Genomic DNA, 21,810 nt, shown 5'->3' on the forward strand with positions numbered 1-21,810 from the left:
ATACCAACTAATTCTGAGGCCCATCCCTCACTCGGAGAAGGGAGCGAGCCATGCCAACCACCACAACGCGCCGCGGGTTTCTCGGCCTGGTCGGAGCGAGTGTTCTGGTAGCGGGCTGCGCCGAGAAGAAAGCCACCTCCAAGGGCACCGCCGTGGCGGCCGACAAGCTCAAGAGCCTGGTGCCGACCCGCATCCCGTTCGAGATCCCCGGGCTCAAGCCCGACCTGCCCGGCAGCGAGTTCGTCGCGCCCGGCTTCCTGACCCGCCCCACCACCATGGTCCAGGCCGTCACCACCAAGCCGCTGACCAGCGGCAAAGAGGTGACCGCGATGACGCCGCTCTGGGGCACGGTGCCGCCGGGCCTGGGCGACAACTCCTACTACGACGCCGTCAACGAACGCCTCGGCGGGACCGTGCGCTTCAACATCTCCGACGGCAACACCTACGGGCAGAAGGTCAGCACCCTGCTGGCCAGTGGCGACGTGCCGGAGATGATCCAGATCCCGGGCTGGGAGATCATCACGATCGCGCGGTTCACGGAAGCGGCCAACAAGCTCTTCGTCGACCTGTCCCCCTACCTGGCCGGCGACAAGGCCAAGGAGTTCCCGCTGCTGGCCAACTACGACACCGCGGCCTGGCAGTACGGCGTCTTCGGCGGCGTCCTGCAGGGCATCCCCTGGCAGAACGAGCCCTTCCCGTTCGCCACCTTCGTGCGCCAGGACATCCTGGAGGAGCTGGGACTGGAACAGCCCAGGAGCGGCGACGACCTGGTCACGCTCGGCAAGGCCATCACCGACGCCAAGAAGAAGCGCTGGGCGTTCGGCGGCGGCATGGAGCAGGAGATGCAGCGGGCCTTCGGCGCGCCGCGCGAGTGGCGCAAGAAGAGCGACGGCACGCTCGAGTACAAGTACGAGACCCCCGAGTTCGCCGCGTCGGTCGAGTTCATGGTCAAGCTCTTCGAGGCCGGCTACGTGCACCCCGACATCGTCGCGAACAAGGACGCCGACAACAAAGGCATCTTCGGCAGCGGGCAGATGATCATCTACCGTGACGGACCCGGGGCCTGGCACGAGAGCCTCGGCCGGTTCCTGCCCGACAACCCCACGTTCGACATGCAGGCCGTCGCCCCCTACCCGGCCAAACCCGGCGGCAAGACGATCATGTGGCGGAACGAGCCGGCCGGCATGTTCTGCTTCATCAGGAAGGGCCTCGGCGACGCCCGCACCCGCGAGCTGCTCGCGCTGGCCAACTGGTGCTCGGGGCCGTTCGGCACGCAGGAGTACGAGCTGGTCAACAACGGCGTCGAGGGCGAGCACTACGACGTCAAGGACGGCAAGGTCAAGCAGACCGCGCTCGGGCGCAAGGAGATCGCGCCCACGTACATGTTCCTGTCGGGCCGCCCGCCGGCCAACTCCATGAGCCAGTACGACGGCCTGGTCCAGGCCCAGCACGACTGGCAGACGAAGGCCGCAGCGATCCTCGACAACGACCCGTTCGTGGGGATCCGGGTGGAGACCCCCTCCAAGATGGCGGGCCTGGCGACGCCCACCGAGGACAAGATGAACGAGGTCTTCCGCGGCAAGCGGCCGCTCTCCGAATGGCCCAAGATCGTCAAGGAGTGGCAGGACCAGGGTGGCAACGAGGCGCGCGAGTTCTACATGAAGGTCGCCCGCGAGAACGGCAGGCTGTGACGGCCATGGGCGCGAAGGACCTCCCATGGGCACGATGACGGCCAAGCGGCCCGTCCGGCGCGGCGCCCGCCGACCGGGTCACGCGGCACCGCCGCACCGGCTGTCCTGGCGGGCCAAGGCGCGCAGGGACTGGCCGCTGCTGGTGATGAACCTGCCGATGTTGCTGGTCGTCCTGGCCTTCTGGTGGATCCCCGCGCTCGGCAACGTCATCGCGTTCCAGGACTACAACCCCTACACCGGCGGCATCACCGGCAGCCCGATCATCGGCTTCACCAACTTCGCGCTGCTCTTCCAGGACCCGCAGTTCCTGCGCGCCATCTTGAACACCCTGTCGATCACCGCCTTCCAGCTCGTCTTCTACTTCCCCGTGCCGATCATGCTGGCGCTGCTGCTCAACAGCATCGTCTCGGCCCGGCTGAGGGCGTTCGTGCAGGGCGTGGTCTACATGCCGTACTTCTTCTCCTGGGTGCTGGTCGTGGCCATCTTCCAGCAGATGTTCGGCGGCGCCGGGCTGCTGGCGCAGATCCTGCGGGACAACGGGCGCGAGGCCGTCGACTGGATGACCAACTCCGACACGTTCATCCTGCTCATCACCTCGCAGACGATCTGGAAGGACGCCGGCTGGGGCGCGATCATCTTCCTGGCCGCGCTCAGCACCATCGACCCCAACCTGTACGAGGCCGCCGCCGTGGACGGCGCCCGCCGGTGGCGGCGCATGTGGCACATCACCCTGCCGGGACTGCGGCCGGTCATCGTGCTGCTGCTCATCCTGCGGCTGGGCGACGCGCTCAACGTCGGATTCGAGCAGTTCATGCTGCAGCGCAGCGCCGTCGGCAGCGAGGCGTCCGAAGTGTTCGACACGTTCGTCTACTGGTCGGGCCTGCGCACCGGCGACCTCGGGTACGGCGCCGCGGCCGGGCTGTTCAAGGGCCTGGTGGGCCTGCTGCTCATCCTGGCGGCCAACCGGGTGGCGCACGCGCTCGGCGAGCGAGGAGTGTATTCACGATCATGACAGTGCTGACGTCCAGACGCCGCAGGGGCGCGCCCGCCGGGCTGGCGCCCTGGGAGGAGCGGCCCTCGCCGGCCGCCCGGCTCGGCAAGGGCACGCTGGTGACCCTGATCGTCCTGGCCGTGCTCGGCCCGCTCTACACGATCGTGCTGACCAGCCTCAGCTCGTCGGCCACCGTCAACCGGGTCGGCGGGCTCGTGCTGGTGCCCGACGGCATCACGTTCGAGGCGTACCGGCAGATCTTCTCCGACACCGTGGTCAGCAGGGCCGTGCTCGTCAGCACCGGCGTGACCGTCGCCGGCACGCTCATCAGCACCGGGGTGAGCGTACTGGGGGCGTACTCGCTGTCGCGGCCCGGCTCGTTCCTGCACCGGCCGTTGTTGTTCAGCGTGCTGCTGATGTTCGTGTTCTTCCCCGGCATCATCCCCGTCTACCTGATGGTGAGCGGGCTCGGGCTGAAGGACAGCTACTGGTCGCTGATCCTGCCGACGGCCGTCTCGGCGTTCAACGTGGTCGTGCTCCGCTCGTTCTTCATGAACATCCCCGGCGAGATCCTCGACAGCGCGCGCATCGACGGGGCGGGCGAGTTCCGCATCCTGTGGCGGATCGTCCTGCCCATGTCCAGGGCGGTCACGGCGGTCGTCGCGATGTTCTACGCGGTCGGCTACTGGAACGCCTGGTTCAACGCGATGCTCTACATCGACGACACTCGCAAGTGGCCGCTCGCGCTCATCCTGCGGCAGTACGTCGTCGACTCCAACCCGCTGCCCAGCGCCACGGCGGGGGTGACGGGCGACGCCCCGCCGACGCTGGCGATCAAGATGGCCATCGTGGTGATCGCCGTGGTGCCCGCCCTGATCATCTACCCGCTGGTGCAGCGCCACTTCACCAAGGGCGTCATCGTGGGGGCCATCAAGGGCTGAACCGGGGGTAGCACCCGTTCACGCACACCATCGTGAACAGCGTGGTCGCGGGCGCCGCCGGGACCAGCGCGTCGCCGCCTACGTGGCGTACGAGCTGCTGCGGTCCTGACCCGTCATCTCCGCGGTGATGGCCCAGCGCTCGTGGTCCCTCCAGGCCCCGTCGACGAACTGGAACTTTGGCGAGAACCCCTCGCGCTCGAATTCAGCCCGGCCATGCCTCGCATCGCCATGACCGCCCGTCCCACTGCACGAGGAACGGCACCGCGTGCGGCAGCGGCGCCCCCCCACACCCGCGCGCCCAGCCCGCACAGGGCGTTGAGCCCGGCCGTCAGGCTCGCGACGTGACCGACCACGGCCACCGTCGCACCGGGGTGCGCCGCGGCGATCGACGTGAGGGCGGCGACGGTGCGGGCCGTGACCGCGTGCCCGTCCTCGCCGTCGCCGGCCGCCGCGTCCAGGTCGCCGTCCACGATCCACGAACGCAGCGTCTCGAGCACGCGTACGCGGACCGCCGGGTCGGCGGAGCCCTCCAGCCGGCCGGCGTGCATCTCGGTCAGGCCTTCCAGGGGCACGACGCCGTCGAGGCCGAGCGCGTGCCCGATGATCTCGGCGGTCTGCCGGGCGCGGACCGCGGTGCTGGCGTACACGTGCGTGATGCTCTCGCCGGCCAGCCGTCGCGCCGCCTCCGCCGCCTGCTCGTGTCCCGTCGGCGTCAGGCGGGCGTGGGGGAGGGCGCCGGCGGCTCGGGCGGTGACGTTCTCCGACTCCGCGTGGCGCATGCAGAGCAGGCGCACGTGATCGCTCATGGCCGGGAGCCTAACCGAACACTGCGCCGGGTCCCCCAGGGTGCGCTACGGGCCTGCCCGGTCGAGGTGGTGGACGAGGGTGGCGAGGGACTCCTCCGGCGTCTGGCCGGCCGTGTCGACGATGATGCGCTCCCGGTGCCACGGCTCGTACTCGCGCTCCACCACCTCCTGCCACTCGGGGAGCCGCAGGTCGGAGATGTCGACCGAACGTGAGGTCACGCGGTCGCGGTGCTCGGCGCGGTCGGAGCAGACCACCTCCACCTCGGCCACCGGTACGCCCGCCGCGACCCCGACGGTGCGCCAGGCGTCACGGGTGACGAGGAGCGGATTGACCGACTCCGCGATCACGGTCAGCCCCTGGCCGAGATGCTCCTCGGCCAGGGCGTAGCCGACGAAGTAGCCGACGGGCCCGAGCGGCGGGCGGGCCAGGCCCGAGCGCACGATCGCCTGCTCGATGGTGTCGATCCGCAGGTGAACCGCGCCCATGCGTCGGGCCAGGAGGCGGGCGAGCGTCGTCTTCCCGGTCGCGGGCAGGCCGCCCATGACGATGAGCATGCCCCTCATGCTGCCAGACGGGACCCCCCTTCACGCCGCCGCCCGAACGCCTGCCCACGGCCTGCGCGGCCGGGCGTCCGGCGGCCGTGGGTTCCGCGGGAAAACGGAGCGCTCCCCCGCGGGAGCCCGTGTGCCGGGCCTCGCGGGGGAGCGCTCCTCCTGCCGAACTAGAACTGTCGGTGGTGTGGCGTCACCAGTCGCCGCCGCCGAAATCTCCGCCGCCGAAGTCGCCGCCGCCACCGAAGTCGCCCCAGCCGCCGCCGGCGTCGCCGCCGAAGTCGCCGCCGAGGTCACCGGCGCCGGCGTCGTAGCCGCCGCCCCAGCCGCCGAAGCCGCCGCCGAGCATGCTGCCCATCATGGTGCCGATGAACATGCCGGTCATGATGTCGCCGAAGCCGCCGTAGTAGCCGTAGGCGTAGGGCTGGTAGGCCGGGCCCGCGTCGTAGTAGGGGCGGCGCTGGCCGTCGACCATGACCTCGCGCATCTGCGGGTCGAAGCCGCGCTCCACGGCCTCGGCGTCCATCTTGCAGGCGGGCACGTCGCGCACCGCGCCGCCGGGCGGGGCCCAGCGCACGTCACGGGCCGACGGGCCGTGCTGCGGGTTGAAGAAGCAGGGCGCGCGCCGCTCGGGCACGGGGTCGTTGTTGACCTTGGCCTTCACCACGGCCAGCGCGTAGCGGCCGTCCTCGAGGGTCTGGGTGACCTCGCGGACCTGGTCGGCGCGCTCCACGGCGGCGAGCTGGGTCTTGGCCTTCTCGTAGGAGTCGAGGGCCGTCTGCCACTCGTCGATGTGCTTGCCGCTCTCGCCGGACAGCGTCACGTCGGTGTCGAGAGCGGTGATCTCCTCGCCCAGCTTGGTGACGTCCTCGTCGACGGTCTGCTTGACCGCGGCGAGGTCCTTCGCGTCCTGGATGGCCTTCTTCTTCCTCTTGTTGCTGGAGTAGAGGAAGTAGCCACCGCCACCGACGACCACGAGCGTGCCCAGGGCGATCAGCGCGGCGGTGCCGCCGGCGCCGGGGTTGGCCTGGCTGCCGGAGTCGAGCGCGGAGCGCTTGCCCTGCGCGGCCAGGTCGACGCGGTTGGCGAAGTCTTTCATGCCGTCGACGACGTTGCCCTCGTTGGAGCTGACCGCGCGGTTGGCCAGCTCGCCCGCCAGGCCAGGCTGGCGCAGGGCGCTGGAGGCGGCGAACAGCGTCATGCCGTCGAGCACCGCGAAGGTGGCCCTCGGCCGGCCCGCCGCGGTCAGCGCGGAGTTGAGCTGGGTCATGTAGCCCTTGACGGAGGAGTCGTCGACCGTGCCGTCGGGCAGCGCCACAGCGTAGATCTTGGTGTCGGCCCCCTTCAGCGCGTCACGGATCTCACTCTGCTGGTCAGACGTCAGAGGCGAGCCCGACTCGACGTAAAGCGGGTCCTGCTTGTCCTTCCAGAAGGTCACAACTGACTGTGCGTCAGGTGGAGCGGCCGCCGCGTGAGCGGCAGGGGACAGCGCAAGAACGACGATTAGACCGGCGATCAGAGCCGCGATCGCGGCCCCTGCTCGGCGCAGCGAATGGGTCATTGGCAGCAAGCCTCCTTCGCCCATGAGGACGAACGGGCGGTCGGCAAAGTTCCTCACTCGAACGTTACCCGCCCAAGAGTGCGCGGGTGCACAACGCGGGCGAAGATCCTGGACGGCAGATGCCCCTTTTGCCGCCCCGCGGGGAAAGACGCGGGGCAGCGCCCGTCACGAATCCTTGATCACGCAGATCGTGGCGCCCGAGGTGACCGTCTGCCCCACGTCCGCGGAGAGCCCGGTGATCGTCCCCGCCTTGTGCGCGGTGAGCGGCTGCTCCATCTTCATGGCCTCCAGCACCACGACCGTGTCGCCCTCGGCGACGACGGCGCCGTCACCGGCCACGATCTTGACGATGGTGCCCTGCATGGGGCTGACGAGCGCGTCACCGCCCGCCGCCGCCTTCTTGGCGCCCCCGCCGCCGCGCCTCGGCGCCTTCGTGCCGGACCCGGCGGAGGTCGTGACGGAGGCCGCGCCCAGGCCCGCGGGCAGCACCACTTCGAGGCGCTTGCCGCCGACCTCGACGGTCACCGACTCGCGCTCGGGAGCCTCGCCGGAGGCGATCTCACCCGTGTACGGGGCGATCGTGTTGTCCCACTCGGTCTCGATCCAGCGGGTGTGCACGGTGAACGGGGAGGAGACGAAGGCCGGGTCGCTGACGACGGCCTCGTGGAACGGCAGCACGGTCGGCATGCCCTCGATCGCGAAATCGGCCAGCGCCCGCCGCGACCGCTCCAGCGCCTCCTGGCGCGTGCGCCCCGTCACGATCAGCTTGGCCACCAGCGAGTCGAACGTCTGCGGGACCGTCATCCCCGCTTCGTAGCCGGCGTCGAGCCGGACGCCCGGACCCGACGGCGGGCGCATGACGGTCAGCGTGCCGGGCGCGGGCAGGAAGTTGCGCCCCGCGTCCTCGGCGTTGATCCGGAACTCGATCGAGTGCCCGCGCAGCACCGGGTCGTCGTAGCCGAGCGGCTGGCCGTCGGCGATCCTGAACATCTCGCGCACCAGGTCGATGCCGGAGACCTCCTCGGTGACCGGGTGCTCGACCTGCAGGCGCGTGTTGACCTCGAGGAAGGAGATCGTGCCGTCCTGGCCGACGAGGAACTCGCACGTGCCCGCCCCCACGTAGCCGGCCTCTTTCAGGATGGCCTTGGAGCTGGAGTAGAGGACGTCGAGCTGCTCCTCCGACAGGAAGGGCGCCGGTGCCTCCTCCACCAGTTTCTGGTGGCGGCGCTGGAGCGAGCAGTCGCGGGTGCTGACCACGACCACGTTGCCCTGCCGGTCGGCCAGGCACTGCGTCTCGACGTGGCGGGGCCGGTCGAGATAGCGCTCGACGAAGCACTCGCCGCGGCCGAACGCCGCGACCGCCTCGCGCACCGCCGACTCGTACAGCTCGGCGACCTCCTCGAGGCGGCGCGCCACCTTGATGCCGCGCCCGCCGCCGCCGTACGCGGCCTTGATCGCGATCGGCAGCCCGTGCTCCTCGGCGAACGCCACCACCTCGGCGGCCCCGGAGACCGGGTCCTTCGTGCCCGCGACCAGCGGCGCGCCGACCTTCTGGGCGATGTGCCTGGCCTGCACCTTGTCGCCGAGCGCGGCGATCGCGGCCGGCGGCGGGCCGATCCAGATCAGCCCCGCGTCGATGACGGCCTGCGCGAAGGCGGCGTTCTCGGCCAGGAAGCCGTAGCCGGGATGCACGGCGTCCGCTCCTGAGCGCCGCGCGACGTCGAGCAGCTTGGCGAAGTCGAGGTAGGTCTCCGCCGGCGACTGGCCGCCCAGCGCGTACGCCTCGTCCGCCACCCTGACGTGCAGGGCGTCGAGGTCCTGGTCGGCGTATACCGCCACGCTGCCGATCCCGGCGTCCTTGCACGCACGGGCCACGCGTACGGCGATCTCGCCGCGGTTGGTGATCAGAACCTTCCGCACCGACGTAAGTCCTTCCTGCTGCCCGAGTTGCGGTTCAGCGGCCCAGGTATGCGCCGCCGTTCACGTGAATCACTTGCCCCGTCACGTGCCTGGCACCCGCTGACGCCAGGAAGAGAACGGTATCGGCCACATCGGCCGGATTTCCAGGGCGGCCGTTACGCGTGTTCTCCACGCGGGCCCTGATGCCGTCTTCGGTTAGCCGGCCGCGGAAGAACTCGGTGTCCACGACGAGACCGGGCGAGACGACGTTCGCGGTGATGCCTCTGGGGCCGAGCTCGGCGGCCAGGTCGGCGGTCCAGGACTCGAGGGCGGCCTTGGCGGCGCCGTACGAGCCCGAGCCGGTGCCGCGTGCGGCGATGGAGCCGATCGAGACGACCCGGCCGTCCCTGGCGATGCGCGGCGCGAGCGCGGTGGTGACGAGCACGGCGGACATGAGGTTGGCGTTGAGGTTGGCCCACCAGGCCTGCGCCACCTCCGCCGGCTCGCCTGGCTGGCCCCGGTCGAGGTTGGTGTTGCCGCCGGCGTTGTTGACCAGCACGTCGACGTGCGCGGGCAGGTCGGCGAGCGCTTCGTTCACGGCGGCGGGGTCGGTGGCGTCGAAGGGCACGCAGGAGGCGCCCAGGCGCTCCGCGGCCTCCTTGAGCACGCTCTCGCGGCGCCCGGTGATCGTGACGCGGTCGCCGAGCGAGACGAACGCCGCCGCGACGGCGTATCCGATGCCGGTGCCGCCGCCGGTGACCACGATCTCGCGCATGGAAGTCTCCGCTGCCGATGAAGATGAACGATCCTCCGCTAGACCATAGCCGCTCGGCATAACAGGGGCGACGGGAGATGGGCGACCTTAGCCTGAGGGCGCTTTCACAGGTTCCCCCAGGAGGTATGCATGAGTCAGAGCATGCTCGGCGGCGACCCCGCGGAAATGCAGCAGATGTCCACCCAGTTCACCCAGCAGTCCGAGGCGGTCCGCACCACGATGACCGCACTCGACCGCGAGGCCGCCAAGGTCGGCACCGCGTGGACGGGGCCGGGCGCCCAGCGTTTCCAGCAGGCGTGGCAGAACTACCGCACGGCGTTCCAGCGCATGACCGAGGAGCTTCAGGAGGCTTCGCGGGTCATCGGCACCTACCGCCAGAACATCGAATCCGCCACGAAATGATCACCGGCAGGGGCCCTGGCGAGGGTGCCGGGGCTTCTTCCATCGAGCGCCCGGATTTCAGGGGCCCCTGACATGATGGGTGCCGACCCCTGAAAAAAACTCGCGCACCGCGACGCCGGTTCGCATAACCCCCTGAAACGGGCAGGCTACGCTTTTTGCCCATGATTGGTCGCGCCCTGGTGGCGAGCGTGCTCGCCCTGCACCTGTCGGCGGTGCCGGCGCTCGCCCAGGCGCCGGAGAAGTGCGCCCCGCCGAAGGCCAGCCCCGCCATCGCGGAGAGCTGGGCTCAGCGGCGCCTCGCGGTCAAACGGGTGTGGCCGCTGACCATGGGCCAGGGCGTCACCGTGGCCGTCATCGACAGCGGCGTCGACGAGCGCCACCCGCAGATCCGCCTGGCGGGCAAGGCCGACCTGACCAGTGCCAAGGCGGATCACCGCGACTGCGTCGGCCACGGTACGGCGGTCGCGGGCATCATCGCCGGCCAGCCCCGGCCGGACGTCCCCTTCTACGGCGTGGCCCCCGGGGTGCGGCTGCTGTCGCTCAAGCAGTCCGATGAGACGAACGGCGAGCTCGCCACGCTGGTCAAGGCCATTACGACGGCCGCGGACGAGGACGCCGACGTCATCAACATCTCCATCGAGACGCAGGACGCGCCCGAGCTGAAGGCGGCCGTCGACTACGCGCTCGGCAAGGACGTCGTGATCGTCGCCGCCGCGGGCAACACCAGGAAGGACGACGGCACGCCCGGTCCCTCCTATCCGGCCGCCTACGACGGCGTGCTGGCGGTGGGCTCGGCCACGCCGGACGGCGGGCGGTCGGAGTTCTCCAACCCCAACGCGGTCGACGTGCTCGGCCCCGGCCAGGACGTCAGCTCGACGTGGACGGGCGGTGGCTACCAGAGCAAGCTGGACGGCACGAGCTACGCGGCGCCGTACGTGACGGGGGTCGCCGCGCTCGTCCGCGCCCGCCACCCTCACCTCGACCAGCTCAGGGTTCGGCGGCGGGTCATGCTGACCGCGGACGGCGCCTCGGGCAAGGGGACCGGCGTCGGCATGGTCAACCCGCTGCTGGCGGTGACCATGGTGCTGCCGTCGGAGGATGTGGCGGTCGCGCCGCCGGTGCCGTCGCCGCTGCCGGCCTCGGTGGTGAGCAAGGCCGTGCCGCCCGACCAGCGGGCCATGGAGGTGGCGACGGCCGTGGCCGCCGGTGGCCTGATGTTGTCGGGCGTGGTGATCGCCTTCTACGTGCTGGTGCCCATGGGGCGCCGGCGCGGCTGGCGGCCGGGGTCGCGGGCCGGTGCGGATTGACCGCTGTTGTCAGGGTGTGACCGAAACTACTGATGCGTATGGTGCGTATTTGGTTAAATGTCCCTCGTTCATGACGCAATCCCGGAAGGACGGTCATGGCGGAGAAGGACTCGCCTCAGCCTGAGCGCATCGGCTCCCACGAGATCGTGGGGCAGGTCGGCACGGGCCCCCGCGGCGTCGTCCACCTGGGACGGAAGTCGGACGACTCCGACCAGGTGGCCGTCAAGACGCTGGCCGTCGGCCCCGCCGCCGATCCCGACTTCGTCGCCAGGCTCAAACGCGTCACGCGGGTCTCCAACTCGAACATCGCCCGCACCATCGACGCGGGCGTCCACGAGGGCCGGCTGTACGTCGTCCGCGCGCACGTCGAGGGCCGCTCACTGGCCGACACCGTCGCTGAGGACGGCCCGCTGACCGGCGACGCGCTGGAACGGGTCGCGGTGGGCATGCTGACCGCGCTGACCGCCGTCCACCTCGCCGGGTTCGCGCACCGCGGCCTCACCCCGTCCAACGTGATCCTCACCGGCGAGGCGTTGCGCGTCACCGACATCGAGATCGGCGACCCCGCCGGCGAGATCGGCTACCGCGCGCCCGAGCAGATCAACGGGCTGCAGTACGGCCCGTACGCCGACGTGTTCGCCTGGGCCGCGACCGTGGTGTTCGCCGCGACCGGCGCCGCGCCGTTCGGCCACGACGCCCAGGCCGTGCTGAACGGCGCCCCCGAGGTCGGCGACCTGCCCGAGCCGCTGCGGCAGGTGGTGCTCGCCGCGCTGACCAAGGACCCCGGGGCCAGGCCGACCACGTCCACCGCCATGCTGCGCCTGCTCGGGGACGCCAACGCGCCCATGCCCGCGCCGCCGATCGACGGTGTCCCGGTGCCGCCGCCCGCGCCCGCCGGCGGCCCGCCGGCCCAGGAGCCGCCCGCGATCCAGCCCATCCAGCTGTCGATCGAGGGCGTGCGAAGCCCCATGGGCGGCCCGATGCCCCCGCAACCGATGACCCCGGGCCCGGTTCCGCCTCCCGGCATGGGCCCGGTCCAGCACGGGCCCGTACCGCCCGGCGCGATGCAGCAGGGACCGATGGGCCCCGCCCCGCTGCAGGGTCCCGCGCAGTCCGGCCAGCTGGAGCACGGCTCCCCGCAGGGCCAGGTGCCGTCCGCGCCGCCCGCCTGGGGCCCGCCCCCCGGCCAGCAGCCCCCGGCGCAGGACGCGCAGCAGAACTGGCAGCCGCCCACCGTGCCCCGTCAGGCCGGTGACCAGCAGCGCAGGCCGTTCCCCATCGGCCTGGTTGCCAGCGTGACCGCCGTCGTGCTGTTGTCGGGTCTCGGCCTGTGGGGCGCGAGCCACTACTCCAACAACGTGTCGTTCTCCCCGATCGCCGCGGCGAGCGACGAGCCGGCGCCGGGCGAGGTGTCGAAGTCCGCGGGGTCCGTGGGCGTCGGGCCCACCCAGCCGCAGGCGGAGGTGACCGCGCCCTGGGCCACCACGACGCCGAGCCCTGACGAGAACGGCGTGGGCCCGATGACCCTCCCGACCGATGCCACGACGGCGTCGCCGCCGGAGGTGCCCGTGCTCACCAGCGTGCCGACGCCGCCGCAGGTCACCACGCAGCCGGTGCCCATCCCCACGGTCACGACGACCGCCGCTCCGACGGCCACCACCACGCCCAGCAAGACGCCCAAGCCGAGGGCGACGGTGACCAAGACCGTCGAGCCGAGCCGTACGCCCACGCAGACCCCCAGCAAGACCCCGACGAAGACCCAGGAACCCACCAAGGAACCGACGAAGGAGCCCACGCGGGAACCGGAGCCGACCCCGACGAAGGCCCCGACCACCAAGGCTCCGGAGCAGCCGAAGCCCACGAAGTCGAGCGCCAAGCCGACGCCCAAGAAGAACCCCTACAGCGCCACCGGGGTGTGCAAGGGCGGGTTCGTGGTGCAGCGCAGCAGCTCGTTCGAGGGCGGCACGACGTACCAGCTGTGGAACAACAGCACCGGGCAGAACTGCGTGGTCACCCTCAAGTCCGGCGCCGACGTCGGCAAGGCCACGAAGGTCAGCGCCACGCTGGAGGTGAAGGGCGGCAGCAGCAAGACCGACTCGGGCAACTTCGAGTATTACGCGGGCCCGGTCATACTCTCCGCCAAGGGCAAGTGCGTGCGTTACTCCGGTAGCACCTCCCATGGAAGCACCAGCGCGGACTGGGCCAACTGCGGCTAGCGGGTGATCACCCGGCCGCCCGCACGCGCGGGCGGCCGGATCTCAGTAGCCGCGGTAGGTGCCGCTGGTCTTCATTCCCACGACCCCCGGGACCGCGGACACCGAGCCGTAGCGCTCGATCGCGTAGCGCACGCCCGCGATGATGTTGTCCACCGGGTTGTAGATGTCCTTGTGCCCGGGCAGCGAGTGGGCGTCGAAGGTCGGGTCGATGGTCTGCATCAGGCCCTTCGACGGGATGCCGGCGGCGGCGTTGGAGTCCCACAGGTTGATCGCGTTCGGGTTGCCGCCCGACTCGTGCTGGATGATCATATAGATGTCGCTGGGGTTCATCTTGTCGACCGGATAGCCGTGCTCGCGCAGGATCGCGATGGCCTGCTCGATCCACTCCTTGACCCGGCCCGTCGGAGCCGGGCCGCCGCCCGCGGGAGGCAGTCCGCTGGAGCCGTACCCGCCGGGTGTCATGGGGCTGCCGCCGGGCCCGCCGTTGGCGCTCTGCGCCGTGTAGCTCGCGGTGCGCTGCCAGTCGAGTTTGTGTCCCGGCCCGGGCGTGAACTCCTGCTCCCCGGCCGCCTTGATCTTCGCGAACGTGTTCGTGCGCTCGCCCAGGTACCTGGCGATGTCGTCCTTGGCCCCGGTGACCGCCTCCTTGGCCTCGCGCACCGGTGTGCGCGCGTCTCCGATCGCCTCGGTGACCATCGCGCCGATCTCCCGGTCGAGGTCCGCCTGCTCGGCGTCCGGGTGGTTGTCCCGGTACGTGTTCGCGCGCGTCAGCAGCCGGTCGCAGATGCCGTTCACCCTGCGCTTGGACGACTCCAGCACGTTGGCGGCGTTGTCCAGCGACGACGCGCAGTCGACCAGCGCGTCGTTCAGGTCCTGCCCCGCCTTGCCGTAGTCGCGCATGTAGGTCACGAACGCGTCCGCCGAGCCGCCCTCCCAGGCCAGGTCGACCGTGGCCACGGCGGCCCCGAGCGAGCCCGTGTTGCCGAGCACTTTGCCGGCGGCCGAGCGCCAGCGCCTGGCGATGCCACGGATCGATTCCGGGTCGCCGCTGACCTTGTCGGCCATGTTCGCCAGCTGGCTTCCGTTGGGCAGGTCGCGGATTCCTTCGGGGGCACTCATCCGGGGTTGTTCGCTCTCCGTACGTTGTCCTGAACCAGGTCGAGCGCCCGCTCGACGCCGCTCACCAAGCTCCTGGCCTTGCCGAACTCGCTGTCGGCTGCCAGCTCCACGTCGCGCACGGCGTCCGCCAGCGCCGACGAGTCGCCCAACCGGCCGAAGATCGTCGAGTCCGGCCGGTCGTGCGGGTAGCTCTCCGCCAGGTCGAGGAACTTGCCCGCGACCGTCCTGGCCGACGTGCGGCAGTCGTCGAGCGCGTCGAAATGGATGTCCAGCCCTGCCATGTCAGTCCTCCGCCGGTGGCCAGATCGCCGTCTGCGTCAGCCGCGCGCCCAGCCGTCTGTCCACGAACAAGCCACGTCCGGGCGGCTGCGGCTGCGCCCGGACGTTGCCGAACAGGAACCCCTCGTCCTTGCTGCCGGAAAGCACCACCGCCGGGCTGGCCAGGTCCTTGATCCGCTGGATGATGGGGTCGAACATGGCCCGGCCGAGGCCGCCCATCGCCCGCGCGAGGATCAGGTGCAGGCCGATGTCGCGGGCCTGCGGCAGCAGTTCGGCGAGCGGCGCCAGCGGGTTGCTCGACGTGGCCACCAGCTCGTAGTCGTCGACCACGATGTAGAGGTCGGAGCCCTTCCACCAGTCGCGCGCCCGCAACTGCTCGGGCGTCAGGTTCGCCGGCGGCAGCCGCTTGAGCAGCGCGTTGCGGGCGTCGTCGATCAGCTCCTTCGCGGCCGAGGCGGATGCGGCGTAGCCGATGCGGTTCTCGCTGACGGCGGTGTCGAGCAGCGAGCGCCGGTAGTCGATGACGATCAGCATGGCCTCGCTCGGGGTGTTCCTGGCCACGACGTTCTCGGCGATCACCTTCAGCAGGTTCGACTTGCCGCTCTCGGTGTCGCCCACGACGGCGAAGTGCGGGTCGGAGTCGAAGTCGAGCAGCACGGGGGAGAGCGTGGCCTCGTCGACGCCGATGGCGATCCGGTTCTTGCCGGTCTCCTCGACCCCGGGCAGCGACGCGGCGGGCAACATCGAGGGAAGCAGCCTGACCCGCCTCGCGGGCTGGCCGTGCCAGGACTCTCTGACCGCGCGCACCAGGCCCTCCACCCCGGTGGCGAGGTCCTCGGCGTCCTGCACGCCGTCGATCCGCGGCAGCGCGCCGAGGAAGTGCAACCCGTCCCTGGTCAGCCCGCGTCCCGGCACGCCCTCGGGAACGGCCAGCGACTTCTTCCTGTTGATCTCGGACTCGTACGCGTCGCCCAGCTTCAGCTCGATCCGGGTGCCGAACAGGTCGCGGATGCCGGGCCGGAACTCCGACCACTTGTTGGTCCCGGCGATCACGTGGATGCCGTAGCCCAGCCCGCGCGCCGCCAGGTCGGTGATCACGGGTTCGAGCGCCTCGAAGTCCTGCCTGATCGTCAGCCAGCCGTCCACCACGAGGAAGATGTCGCCCCAGCCGTCGGGCTGCACGGAGCCTTCGGCCAGCCGCCTGCGGTAGGTCGCCATCGAGTCGATGCCCTTCGCGGTGAACTCCCGCTCCCGCTGCTGCAGCACCGACGCGATCTCGGCCACCGTTCGGCGCACCCGCTCGCCGTCGAGCCTGCTGGCCACGCCGCCGACGTGCGGCAGCCCCTCCAGCGTCGCCAGCGCGCCGCCGCCGAAGTCGAGGCAGTAGAACTGCACCTCGGCGGGCGTGTGCGTGAGGGCCATGCTGGCGATCAGTGTGCGCAGCGCCGTGCTCTTGCCGCTCTGCGGCCCGCCGGCCACGCCCACGTGTCCCGCCGCGCCGGACAGATCCAGCCAGTACGGGTCCCGCCGCTGCTCGAACGGCCGGTCGATGATCCCCACCACGGCCTGCAACCGGCCCCGGCCCGGCCAGCCGGGCGTCGTCAGCCCCAGCTCGGGAGTGATCGACAGCGGCGGCAGCAGGTGCGCGAGCGTGGGCGGCTCGTCCAGCGGCGGCAGCCAGATGCGGTGTGCGGCAGGACCGTGCCCGGCCAGGCGGTCGACGACGATGTCGAGCAGGGTCTCCTGCGAGGAGTTGTCCTCCTCCGGGGCGGTCTCGGTCTCCTGCGGCTCGTCGACGAGGGGGACGGGCACGAACTCGCTGCTGTACTCGACGACCTCCCTGATGGGGATCGTGCCGTCGGGCGAGGCCACCTGCCGGCGGTCGGCCTGGTACGCGCCGGACACGTACGCGGCCTTGAACCGCGTCATCCCGGTCGTGTCGAACTTCAGGTAGCCGTTGCCCGGCGCCGACGGCAGCTCGTAGGCGTCGGCGACCCCCAGCACCACCCGGCTCTCCATGGCGGAGAACGTTCGCAGGCCGATCCGGTACGACAGGTGCGTGTCGAGCCCGCGCAGCCGTCCCTCCTCCAGCCGCTGCGAGGCCAGCAGCAGGTGCACGCCCAGCGACCGGCCCAGCCGGCCGATCATCACGAACAGGTCGATGAACTCGGGCTTGGCCGTCAGCAGCTCGCTGAACTCGTCGAGGACCACGAACAGCGTGGGCATCGGCTGCAGGTTGGCGCCCTGCTCGCGGGCGCGTTCGTAGTCGCGCAAGGAGGCGTAGTTGCCGGCCGCGCGCAGCAGCTCCTGCCTGCGGACCATCTCGCCGTGGAGTGCGTCGTGCATGCGGTCGACGAGCGGCAGCTCGTCCTCCAGGTTGGTGATGACCGCGGAGACGTGCGAGAGGCCGTCGAGGCCGAGGAAGGTCGCGCCGCCCTTGAAGTCGACGAGCACGAAGTTGAGGATCTCCGAGGAGTGCGTGACGGCCAGGCCGAGCACCAGCGTGCGCAGCAGCTCCGACTTGCCGGATCCGGTCGCGCCGATGACCAGGCCGTGCGGGCCCATGCCGCCCTGCGCCGACTCCTTGATGTCCAGCTCGACCAGCCGCCCGTCGGCGCCGAGCCCGATCGGGACGCGCAGCCGGTTCCTGCCCGCGCGCGGCCGCCAGCTCTGCGCGGGGTCGAGCAGGGTGGGATCGCCGACGCCGAGCAGGTCGGTCAGCGTCGTGTTGGTGGCCAGCACGTCCTGCGCCTCGCTGCCGGTGGCCGTGGAGGCCCGCAGCGGGGCGAGCTGGCGGGCCAGCCCTTCGGCCCTGAGGTAGTCGAGCGCGTCGGGGTCGCCGAGCCGGTTGGTGCTCTCCTTGCCCGCATGGTCGATCTTGACCATGTGGAAGCCCTCGTGGTTGATGCGCAGCCGCAGCGTGCTGCGCTCCTCGACCACGCCTGCCGAGTCCGACAGGTCGATGACGGTGACGCCGTCGATGGCGTCCGCGCCGAGCTGCGAGTCCTGCGGCACGTGCCCGCCGTCCAGGATGAGCACGTGGTACGGCAGCGCGTCGGACGGGGCACCGGGCCGGAACCTGGCCCGCTCTTTGAGCTCCTCGCCCACCAGCTGGTCGAGCTGGGCCAGGTTCTCGGCCATGAGCCTGACCTGGCCGGCGCCGTCGGTCTCGTCGGGGTGCAGCGCGTGCGGCAGCCACTTGACCCACTCCCAGTGGCTCATCCACTGACTGTTCGCGCACACCATGATCCGCATGTCGTCCGGTGAGTGGAACACCACCATCTGCGCCACCATCGCCCTGACCAGGTCGCGGACCATCGGGAGGTCGCCGTCGAGCTTGATCCTGGCGAACGAGTGCAGCGCCACGGCCACGGGCAGTTGCGAGACCGTCGAATGCGTGCGGATGAACCTGCGCAGAGCTCCGGCGGTCAGCGCGTCCAGGTCCTCGACCGGTTTGGAGTCCGGCGGGATGAGCTGGACGGCGAGCTTCTGGATGCCGGTGCCCAGGCGTACGGTGCTGAAGTCGTCGTCTCGGGGGCGGCGCTCCCACAGCCGGGGGCCCATGGCGGTCCACCAGAGCGTGTCGGGGGCCGGCCCGCTCCATTCGAGGGCCTCGCGCTGCTGGATGGCGGCCCTGCGCACCTTCTTGCGGATCTGGGCGAGGTAGCGGAAATAGTCGCGGCGGGCGCCGTTGAGGCGGTTCTTGCGCTCGCCCGCCTGGCGACCCATCTGCCCGATCGTCATGCCGACCATGGAGAAGGCGAACAGGCCGCTGGCGACGTACATGATGGGGTTGGCACGGGTGCCGCCCGCGGTGAACATCAGGCCCATCGCCGCAGCGCCGGCCACCATCGGCAGCCACGTCAGCACGGCCATCATGCCTTGCGACTGGACCTCGGGGATCTCCGGCGGCGGCTCCAGCAGGATCTCGCCACGCGGAGGCTTCGGGCTTGGGCGGCGCTCCGGGCGCCGGACGACGACGATGCTCACCCTTGGTACAGGCCCTTCTGCTGCTCCGGATGTCCCTTCTTACCAGATGTGACAAACGTCCGACTTGGGGTCGGAGTTAACTGGGGCTGGATATGTTGGTGTTGTGACATCTCTGGCGGAAATCCCGTTCGCGCAACAGGGCGGTCTGCACCAGATGCCCGCTCCACTGCCTCCGTTGTGCCACGTCACCGTGGTCGGGCCGCGCAAGAGGGCCGACCTGGCGCTGCCCGCCGACATCCCGCTGCCGCACGTCCTGCCGGGACTCCTGCGGGCCATGGGAGAGCTGGGCGGCGAGGCCGCCGCAGGGCCGGGCTGGACGCTGCAGCGGCTGGGTGGCGCGCCCTTCGACCTCGGGCGGAGCCTCGGCCAGCTGGGCGTGCTCGACGGGGAGATCCTCTACCTGCGGCCGCGCGAGGTGGCGCTGCCGCCCGCACGGTTCGACGACGTCGCCGACGTGGTGGCCACCGGCGTGCGCGACGGCAAGGGCCGGTGGGACGGCGACCACACGCGCATGATGGGGGGCGGCGTCGCCTGCGGGCTGCTCGTCGCGGGGGCGGCGGCGCTGGCGTTCGGCGGGCTGAACCCGCTGCTCACCGCGGTCGTGGCGGGCGCGCTGGCGCTGCTGCTCGTCGGGGTGGGCGTGGCCGTGTCGAGGGCGGTCGGCGACTCCGGGGCCGGCGCGCTCGTCGGTTACGCCGCGTTGCCGTACGCGTTCCTGACCGGGCTGCTCGCCCCCTCGGCGGGCGGGGGAATGCCGGCGCTCGGTTCGCCCCAGTTGCTCGGCGCGCTCGCCTGCACCGCGCTGGTCGCCACGATCGCCGGCACCGCCATCGCCGACGGCGTGGCCGGCTTCCTCGGCACGGCCATCGCCTCCATGGTGGGCGCCGTGGGCGCGGCCGTGGTGATGGTGACGGGCGCGCCCGCCTCCGGGGTCGCCGCGGCCTGCGCGGCCGTGGTGATGGCGTTCAGCCCCTTGATCCCCGTGCTCTCCTTCAGGATCGCCCGGGTGCCGCTGCCGGCGATGCCCACCAACGCCGAGGAGCTGCGCAGCGACAACCAGAACCTCGACAGCGCCTCCGTACTGGAGCGCACGGGAGCGGCGCGGCGTTACGCGACCGGCATGGTCGTCGGGATCACGCTGGTCGGGGCGGGCGCGCACGCGCTGCTGGTCGTGGAGGGCCGGTGGATCGCCGTGGTCATGTCCGTGTGCCTGGCGCTGACGCAGCTCCTGCGGGCGCGGGTGTTCCAGGGCGTCGGTCAGCGGCTCTGGCTGATGCTCACGGGTTTCGCCGGGATCGCCGCCGTGGCGGTCGAGATCGGCGTGGTCATCGGCGGGGTGGCCGCGGTGGCCGTGGTGCTCGCGCTGGTGTGGACCGCGATGATCGTGGTCGGCATGGGCGTGTGGTTGCCCAACGGGCGGCTCTCGCCCTTCTGGGGCCGCGCGGGAGACATCGTGGACTGGCTGTTCATCGTGTCGCTGGTGCCGCTGGCGCTCGGCGTCCTCGACGTCTATGCGTGGGTACGCGGCCTGGCGGGCTGAGATCGGCGCACGGTTTGTATCGGATCTGCATGACGCTATCGGTGCGTATGAGGCAGGATGACGCCTGTGACGGATTTCGGGGACTTCGGCAACATCGACATCGACAAGCTCCTGCACAGCCTGGAGGAGCAGACCGGCAAGTCGGAACAGGTGCAGAAGTCGATGGGCCGGCTGGTCGGCCGGGGCGAGGACGCCGACGGCCTGGTGGTCGTCGAGTACGCGCACGAGGGCATGCGCAAGCTCACCATCCGCCCGAAGGCGATGCGTTTGAGCGCGGACGAGTTGTCGGAGCGGATCACGGCCACCCTGCAGGAGGCCATCGAGGATCTGCAACGCCAGACCAACGAGTTCATGGCCGAGCTCTACGGCGATCAGGTCGACCCGATGCGCATGCTCGAGAACCCGGTCGCGATGCTGAAGGAGGCCAGGCGCGCGGAGGCCGGCTTCGATCGCACCTTCGACAACGTCATGGGGGAGCTGTCCCGCATTCGCCGGGAGCTGGACCTCTAGCTTGACGGCAAGGGTTGCGGATCTGTTACATGTTCTTTTTGGGACATCTGTTAACACAGTGGCGTTTGGTGCTTGTATGAGTGCTAAAGCCGAAAATACCTGGAGGTGTCAGTGGTTGACTTTTACGGCGCGAGCCCTGGCCAGATCTCGAAGGCGTCCGCCCACGTCGTCGACACGGCACAGTACATCGAGGGTCTGCGTACGGCTACCGAGACGACCGCCAGCGGTCTGCTCAACACCGGCTGGCTCGGACCGGCGGCGGCGAAGTTCAGGATCGCCATGACCAACTGGGACGCGTCCATGCGGGCGGTGCGGACCGACCTCGAGGGCATCGCCGACAAAATGGGCGTCAACTCGGTCGTCTACAGCGCCACCGACCAGGACGTGCAGGCCGGTGTCGGCCGCGTCGAGTCCCTGATCAACGTCGACGTCAAGTAGGGGGATGAAGATGAGCGCCGAGCTCGACTTCACCAAGGTCAACTTCGGGCAGATGGATCTCGCCCAGGGTGACTTCGTCAAGATCCTGGGTTCCTTCGAGAAAGCCACCGACGAGCTTCTGGCCAAGCTGAGGACCGAACTGGCCGGTCACTGGGAAGGTGGCGCCGAGGAGTTCTTCAGGCAACACGAGCAGAAGTGGCAGCAGGCCGAGGCACAGATGCGGCTGCAGCTGGACGAGCTGCAGCGTGCCGTCCAGATCGCCAACGAGAACTACCGGGCCGCGGAGGCCCGTAACAAGGCCATCTGGTACGACGGCTGAAACCTGAGACCACGTAATTTCCCCGGCCACCGTACGCGGTGGCCGGATCATGTGAAGGGGGGCACATGGGCGAGTCGTGGCCAGGGCTCGACGACACCGACGACGAGCTCTACTACAACGTGGGCAAGATGCGGGCCGTCGCCGACGACCTCGAGGTCGCCCTGGCCCCCACGCAGGGCGCGGGCGGCACGAAGGAGGGCGTGACGGGCTCTGTCGAGTCTCTCACCAGGTATTTCTCGCTCGACGAGAGCCACATCGGCAAGTGGCCCGCGGCCAGCGCGTTCGCCGCGAGCGTGAGCAGCATCATCCCTGACACGAGCACCTACGGCCCGTACTGGATGGGAAACGGGCATGGGCTCGCCCAGCTCTACCAGGCGTACGTCGAGTGCTGCCAGGAGGTCGTCCAGGCGATCAGAGAGAGCGCCGACGTCTACGAGAGAACCAACCCACCGCAGGCTGACGCTGGAGAGTGAG

19 protein-coding genes are annotated in these 21,810 nt (G+C 70.5%); 11 read left to right on the forward strand and 8 right to left on the reverse strand.

Going from position 1 to position 21,810, the window contains the following annotated elements:
* Positions 1–50 precede the first annotated feature (50 nt).
* The 3 genes from ABGB01_RS12205 to ABGB01_RS12215 are packed head-to-tail and all read left to right on the forward strand — an operon-like array spanning position 51 to position 3,623.
* A complete protein-coding gene (locus tag ABGB01_RS12205; RefSeq protein WP_347773330.1) occupies positions 51–1,691 on the forward strand; it encodes an extracellular solute-binding protein in 1,641 nt (546 codons plus the stop codon).
* A 25-nt stretch (positions 1,692–1,716) separates the two neighbouring features.
* A complete protein-coding gene (locus ABGB01_RS12210) occupies positions 1,717–2,703 on the forward strand; it encodes an ABC transporter permease subunit (RefSeq protein ID WP_347616587.1) in 987 nt (328 codons plus the stop codon).
* Positions 2,700–3,623, forward strand: a complete 924-nt coding sequence (locus ABGB01_RS12215; protein WP_347773333.1) for a carbohydrate ABC transporter permease — start codon at positions 2,700–2,702, stop codon at positions 3,621–3,623. The genes ABGB01_RS12210 and ABGB01_RS12215 overlap by 4 nt, the downstream gene beginning before the upstream one ends.
* A gap of 113 nt (positions 3,624–3,736) precedes the next feature.
* Here the strand turns inward: ABGB01_RS12215 and ABGB01_RS12220 are convergent, their stop codons facing one another.
* The 5 genes from ABGB01_RS12220 to ABGB01_RS12240 all read right to left on the reverse strand — a co-directional run bounded on the left by ABGB01_RS12220 (position 3,737) and on the right by ABGB01_RS12240 (position 9,216).
* Complete coding sequence (locus ABGB01_RS12220) at positions 3,737–4,429, reverse strand: histidine phosphatase family protein (protein WP_347773335.1); 693 nt, start codon at positions 4,427–4,429, stop codon at positions 3,737–3,739.
* 45 nt (positions 4,430–4,474) lie between these two features.
* Positions 4,475–4,984 carry an AAA family ATPase gene (locus tag ABGB01_RS12225; protein WP_347773337.1) on the reverse strand — a complete coding sequence of 170 codons (510 nt, stop codon included), beginning with the start codon at positions 4,982–4,984 and terminating at the stop codon, positions 4,475–4,477.
* Between the two features lie 190 nt (positions 4,985–5,174).
* A complete protein-coding gene (locus tag ABGB01_RS12230; RefSeq protein WP_347773339.1) occupies positions 5,175–6,419 on the reverse strand; it encodes a hypothetical protein in 1,245 nt (414 codons plus the stop codon).
* 288 nt (positions 6,420–6,707) lie between these two features.
* Positions 6,708–8,462: a biotin carboxylase N-terminal domain-containing protein gene (locus ABGB01_RS12235; RefSeq protein WP_347773341.1), complete on the reverse strand. Its 1,755-nt coding sequence runs from the start codon at positions 8,460–8,462 to the stop codon at positions 6,708–6,710.
* 34 nt (positions 8,463–8,496) lie between these two features.
* Positions 8,497–9,216: an SDR family oxidoreductase gene (locus tag ABGB01_RS12240; RefSeq protein ID WP_347773343.1), complete on the reverse strand. Its 720-nt coding sequence runs from the start codon at positions 9,214–9,216 to the stop codon at positions 8,497–8,499.
* Between the two features lie 129 nt (positions 9,217–9,345).
* Between ABGB01_RS12240 and ABGB01_RS12245 the strand changes: the two genes are divergently transcribed.
* From ABGB01_RS12245 to ABGB01_RS12255, 3 genes are all read left to right on the forward strand, one after another.
* On the forward strand, positions 9,346–9,618 hold the full coding sequence (locus tag ABGB01_RS12245) for a WXG100 family type VII secretion target (RefSeq protein ID WP_165960088.1): 273 nt from the start codon (positions 9,346–9,348) through the stop codon (positions 9,616–9,618).
* Between the two features lie 161 nt (positions 9,619–9,779).
* The gene (mycP, locus tag ABGB01_RS12250; RefSeq protein ID WP_347773345.1) at positions 9,780–10,925 is read left to right on the forward strand and encodes a type VII secretion-associated serine protease mycosin; all 1,146 of its coding nucleotides are present in this window, start codon (positions 9,780–9,782) and stop codon (positions 10,923–10,925) included.
* A 95-nt stretch (positions 10,926–11,020) separates the two neighbouring features.
* Positions 11,021–13,141 (forward strand): protein kinase, encoded by a 2,121-nt coding sequence (locus ABGB01_RS12255; protein ID WP_347773347.1) that lies wholly within the window; start codon positions 11,021–11,023, stop codon positions 13,139–13,141.
* 42 nt (positions 13,142–13,183) lie between these two features.
* Here ABGB01_RS12255 and ABGB01_RS12260 read toward each other — a convergent pair whose 3' ends face one another.
* From ABGB01_RS12260 to eccCa, 3 genes are read right to left on the reverse strand one after another with little or no spacing between them, the layout of a single operon-like run.
* Complete coding sequence (locus tag ABGB01_RS12260) at positions 13,184–14,260, reverse strand: transglycosylase SLT domain-containing protein (protein WP_347773349.1); 1,077 nt, start codon at positions 14,258–14,260, stop codon at positions 13,184–13,186.
* Complete coding sequence (locus tag ABGB01_RS12265) at positions 14,257–14,541, reverse strand: hypothetical protein (RefSeq protein ID WP_347646697.1); 285 nt, start codon at positions 14,539–14,541, stop codon at positions 14,257–14,259. Before ABGB01_RS12265 ends, ABGB01_RS12260 begins: the two co-directional genes overlap by 4 nt.
* Position 14,542: 1 nt before the next feature.
* Positions 14,543–18,529 carry a type VII secretion protein EccCa gene (gene eccCa, locus ABGB01_RS12270; protein ID WP_347773352.1) on the reverse strand — a complete coding sequence of 1,329 codons (3,987 nt, stop codon included), beginning with the start codon at positions 18,527–18,529 and terminating at the stop codon, positions 14,543–14,545.
* 103 nt (positions 18,530–18,632) lie between these two features.
* Here eccCa and eccD point away from each other — a divergent pair, with 103 nt between their 5' ends.
* The 5 genes from eccD to ABGB01_RS12295 all read left to right on the forward strand — a co-directional run bounded on the left by eccD (position 18,633) and on the right by ABGB01_RS12295 (position 21,809).
* On the forward strand, positions 18,633–20,069 hold the full coding sequence (gene eccD, locus ABGB01_RS12275; protein ID WP_347773354.1) for a type VII secretion integral membrane protein EccD: 1,437 nt from the start codon (positions 18,633–18,635) through the stop codon (positions 20,067–20,069).
* A gap of 57 nt (positions 20,070–20,126) precedes the next feature.
* On the forward strand, positions 20,127–20,579 hold the full coding sequence (locus ABGB01_RS12280; RefSeq protein ID WP_347773356.1) for a YbaB/EbfC family nucleoid-associated protein: 453 nt from the start codon (positions 20,127–20,129) through the stop codon (positions 20,577–20,579).
* A gap of 111 nt (positions 20,580–20,690) precedes the next feature.
* Positions 20,691–21,017 carry a WXG100 family type VII secretion target gene (locus tag ABGB01_RS12285; protein WP_347773358.1) on the forward strand — a complete coding sequence of 109 codons (327 nt, stop codon included), beginning with the start codon at positions 20,691–20,693 and terminating at the stop codon, positions 21,015–21,017.
* 10 nt (positions 21,018–21,027) lie between these two features.
* Positions 21,028–21,336, forward strand: coding sequence for a WXG100 family type VII secretion target (locus ABGB01_RS12290; RefSeq protein WP_347773360.1), 309 nt, complete (start codon positions 21,028–21,030; stop codon positions 21,334–21,336).
* Positions 21,337–21,401: 65 nt separating this feature from the next.
* A complete protein-coding gene (locus tag ABGB01_RS12295) occupies positions 21,402–21,809 on the forward strand; it encodes a hypothetical protein (protein WP_347773362.1) in 408 nt (135 codons plus the stop codon).
* Position 21,810 lies beyond the last annotated feature (1 nt).

It is taken from the genome of Nonomuraea sp. B5E05 (assembly GCF_039880665.1).
GTDB lineage: Bacteria > Actinomycetota > Actinomycetes > Streptosporangiales > Streptosporangiaceae > Nonomuraea.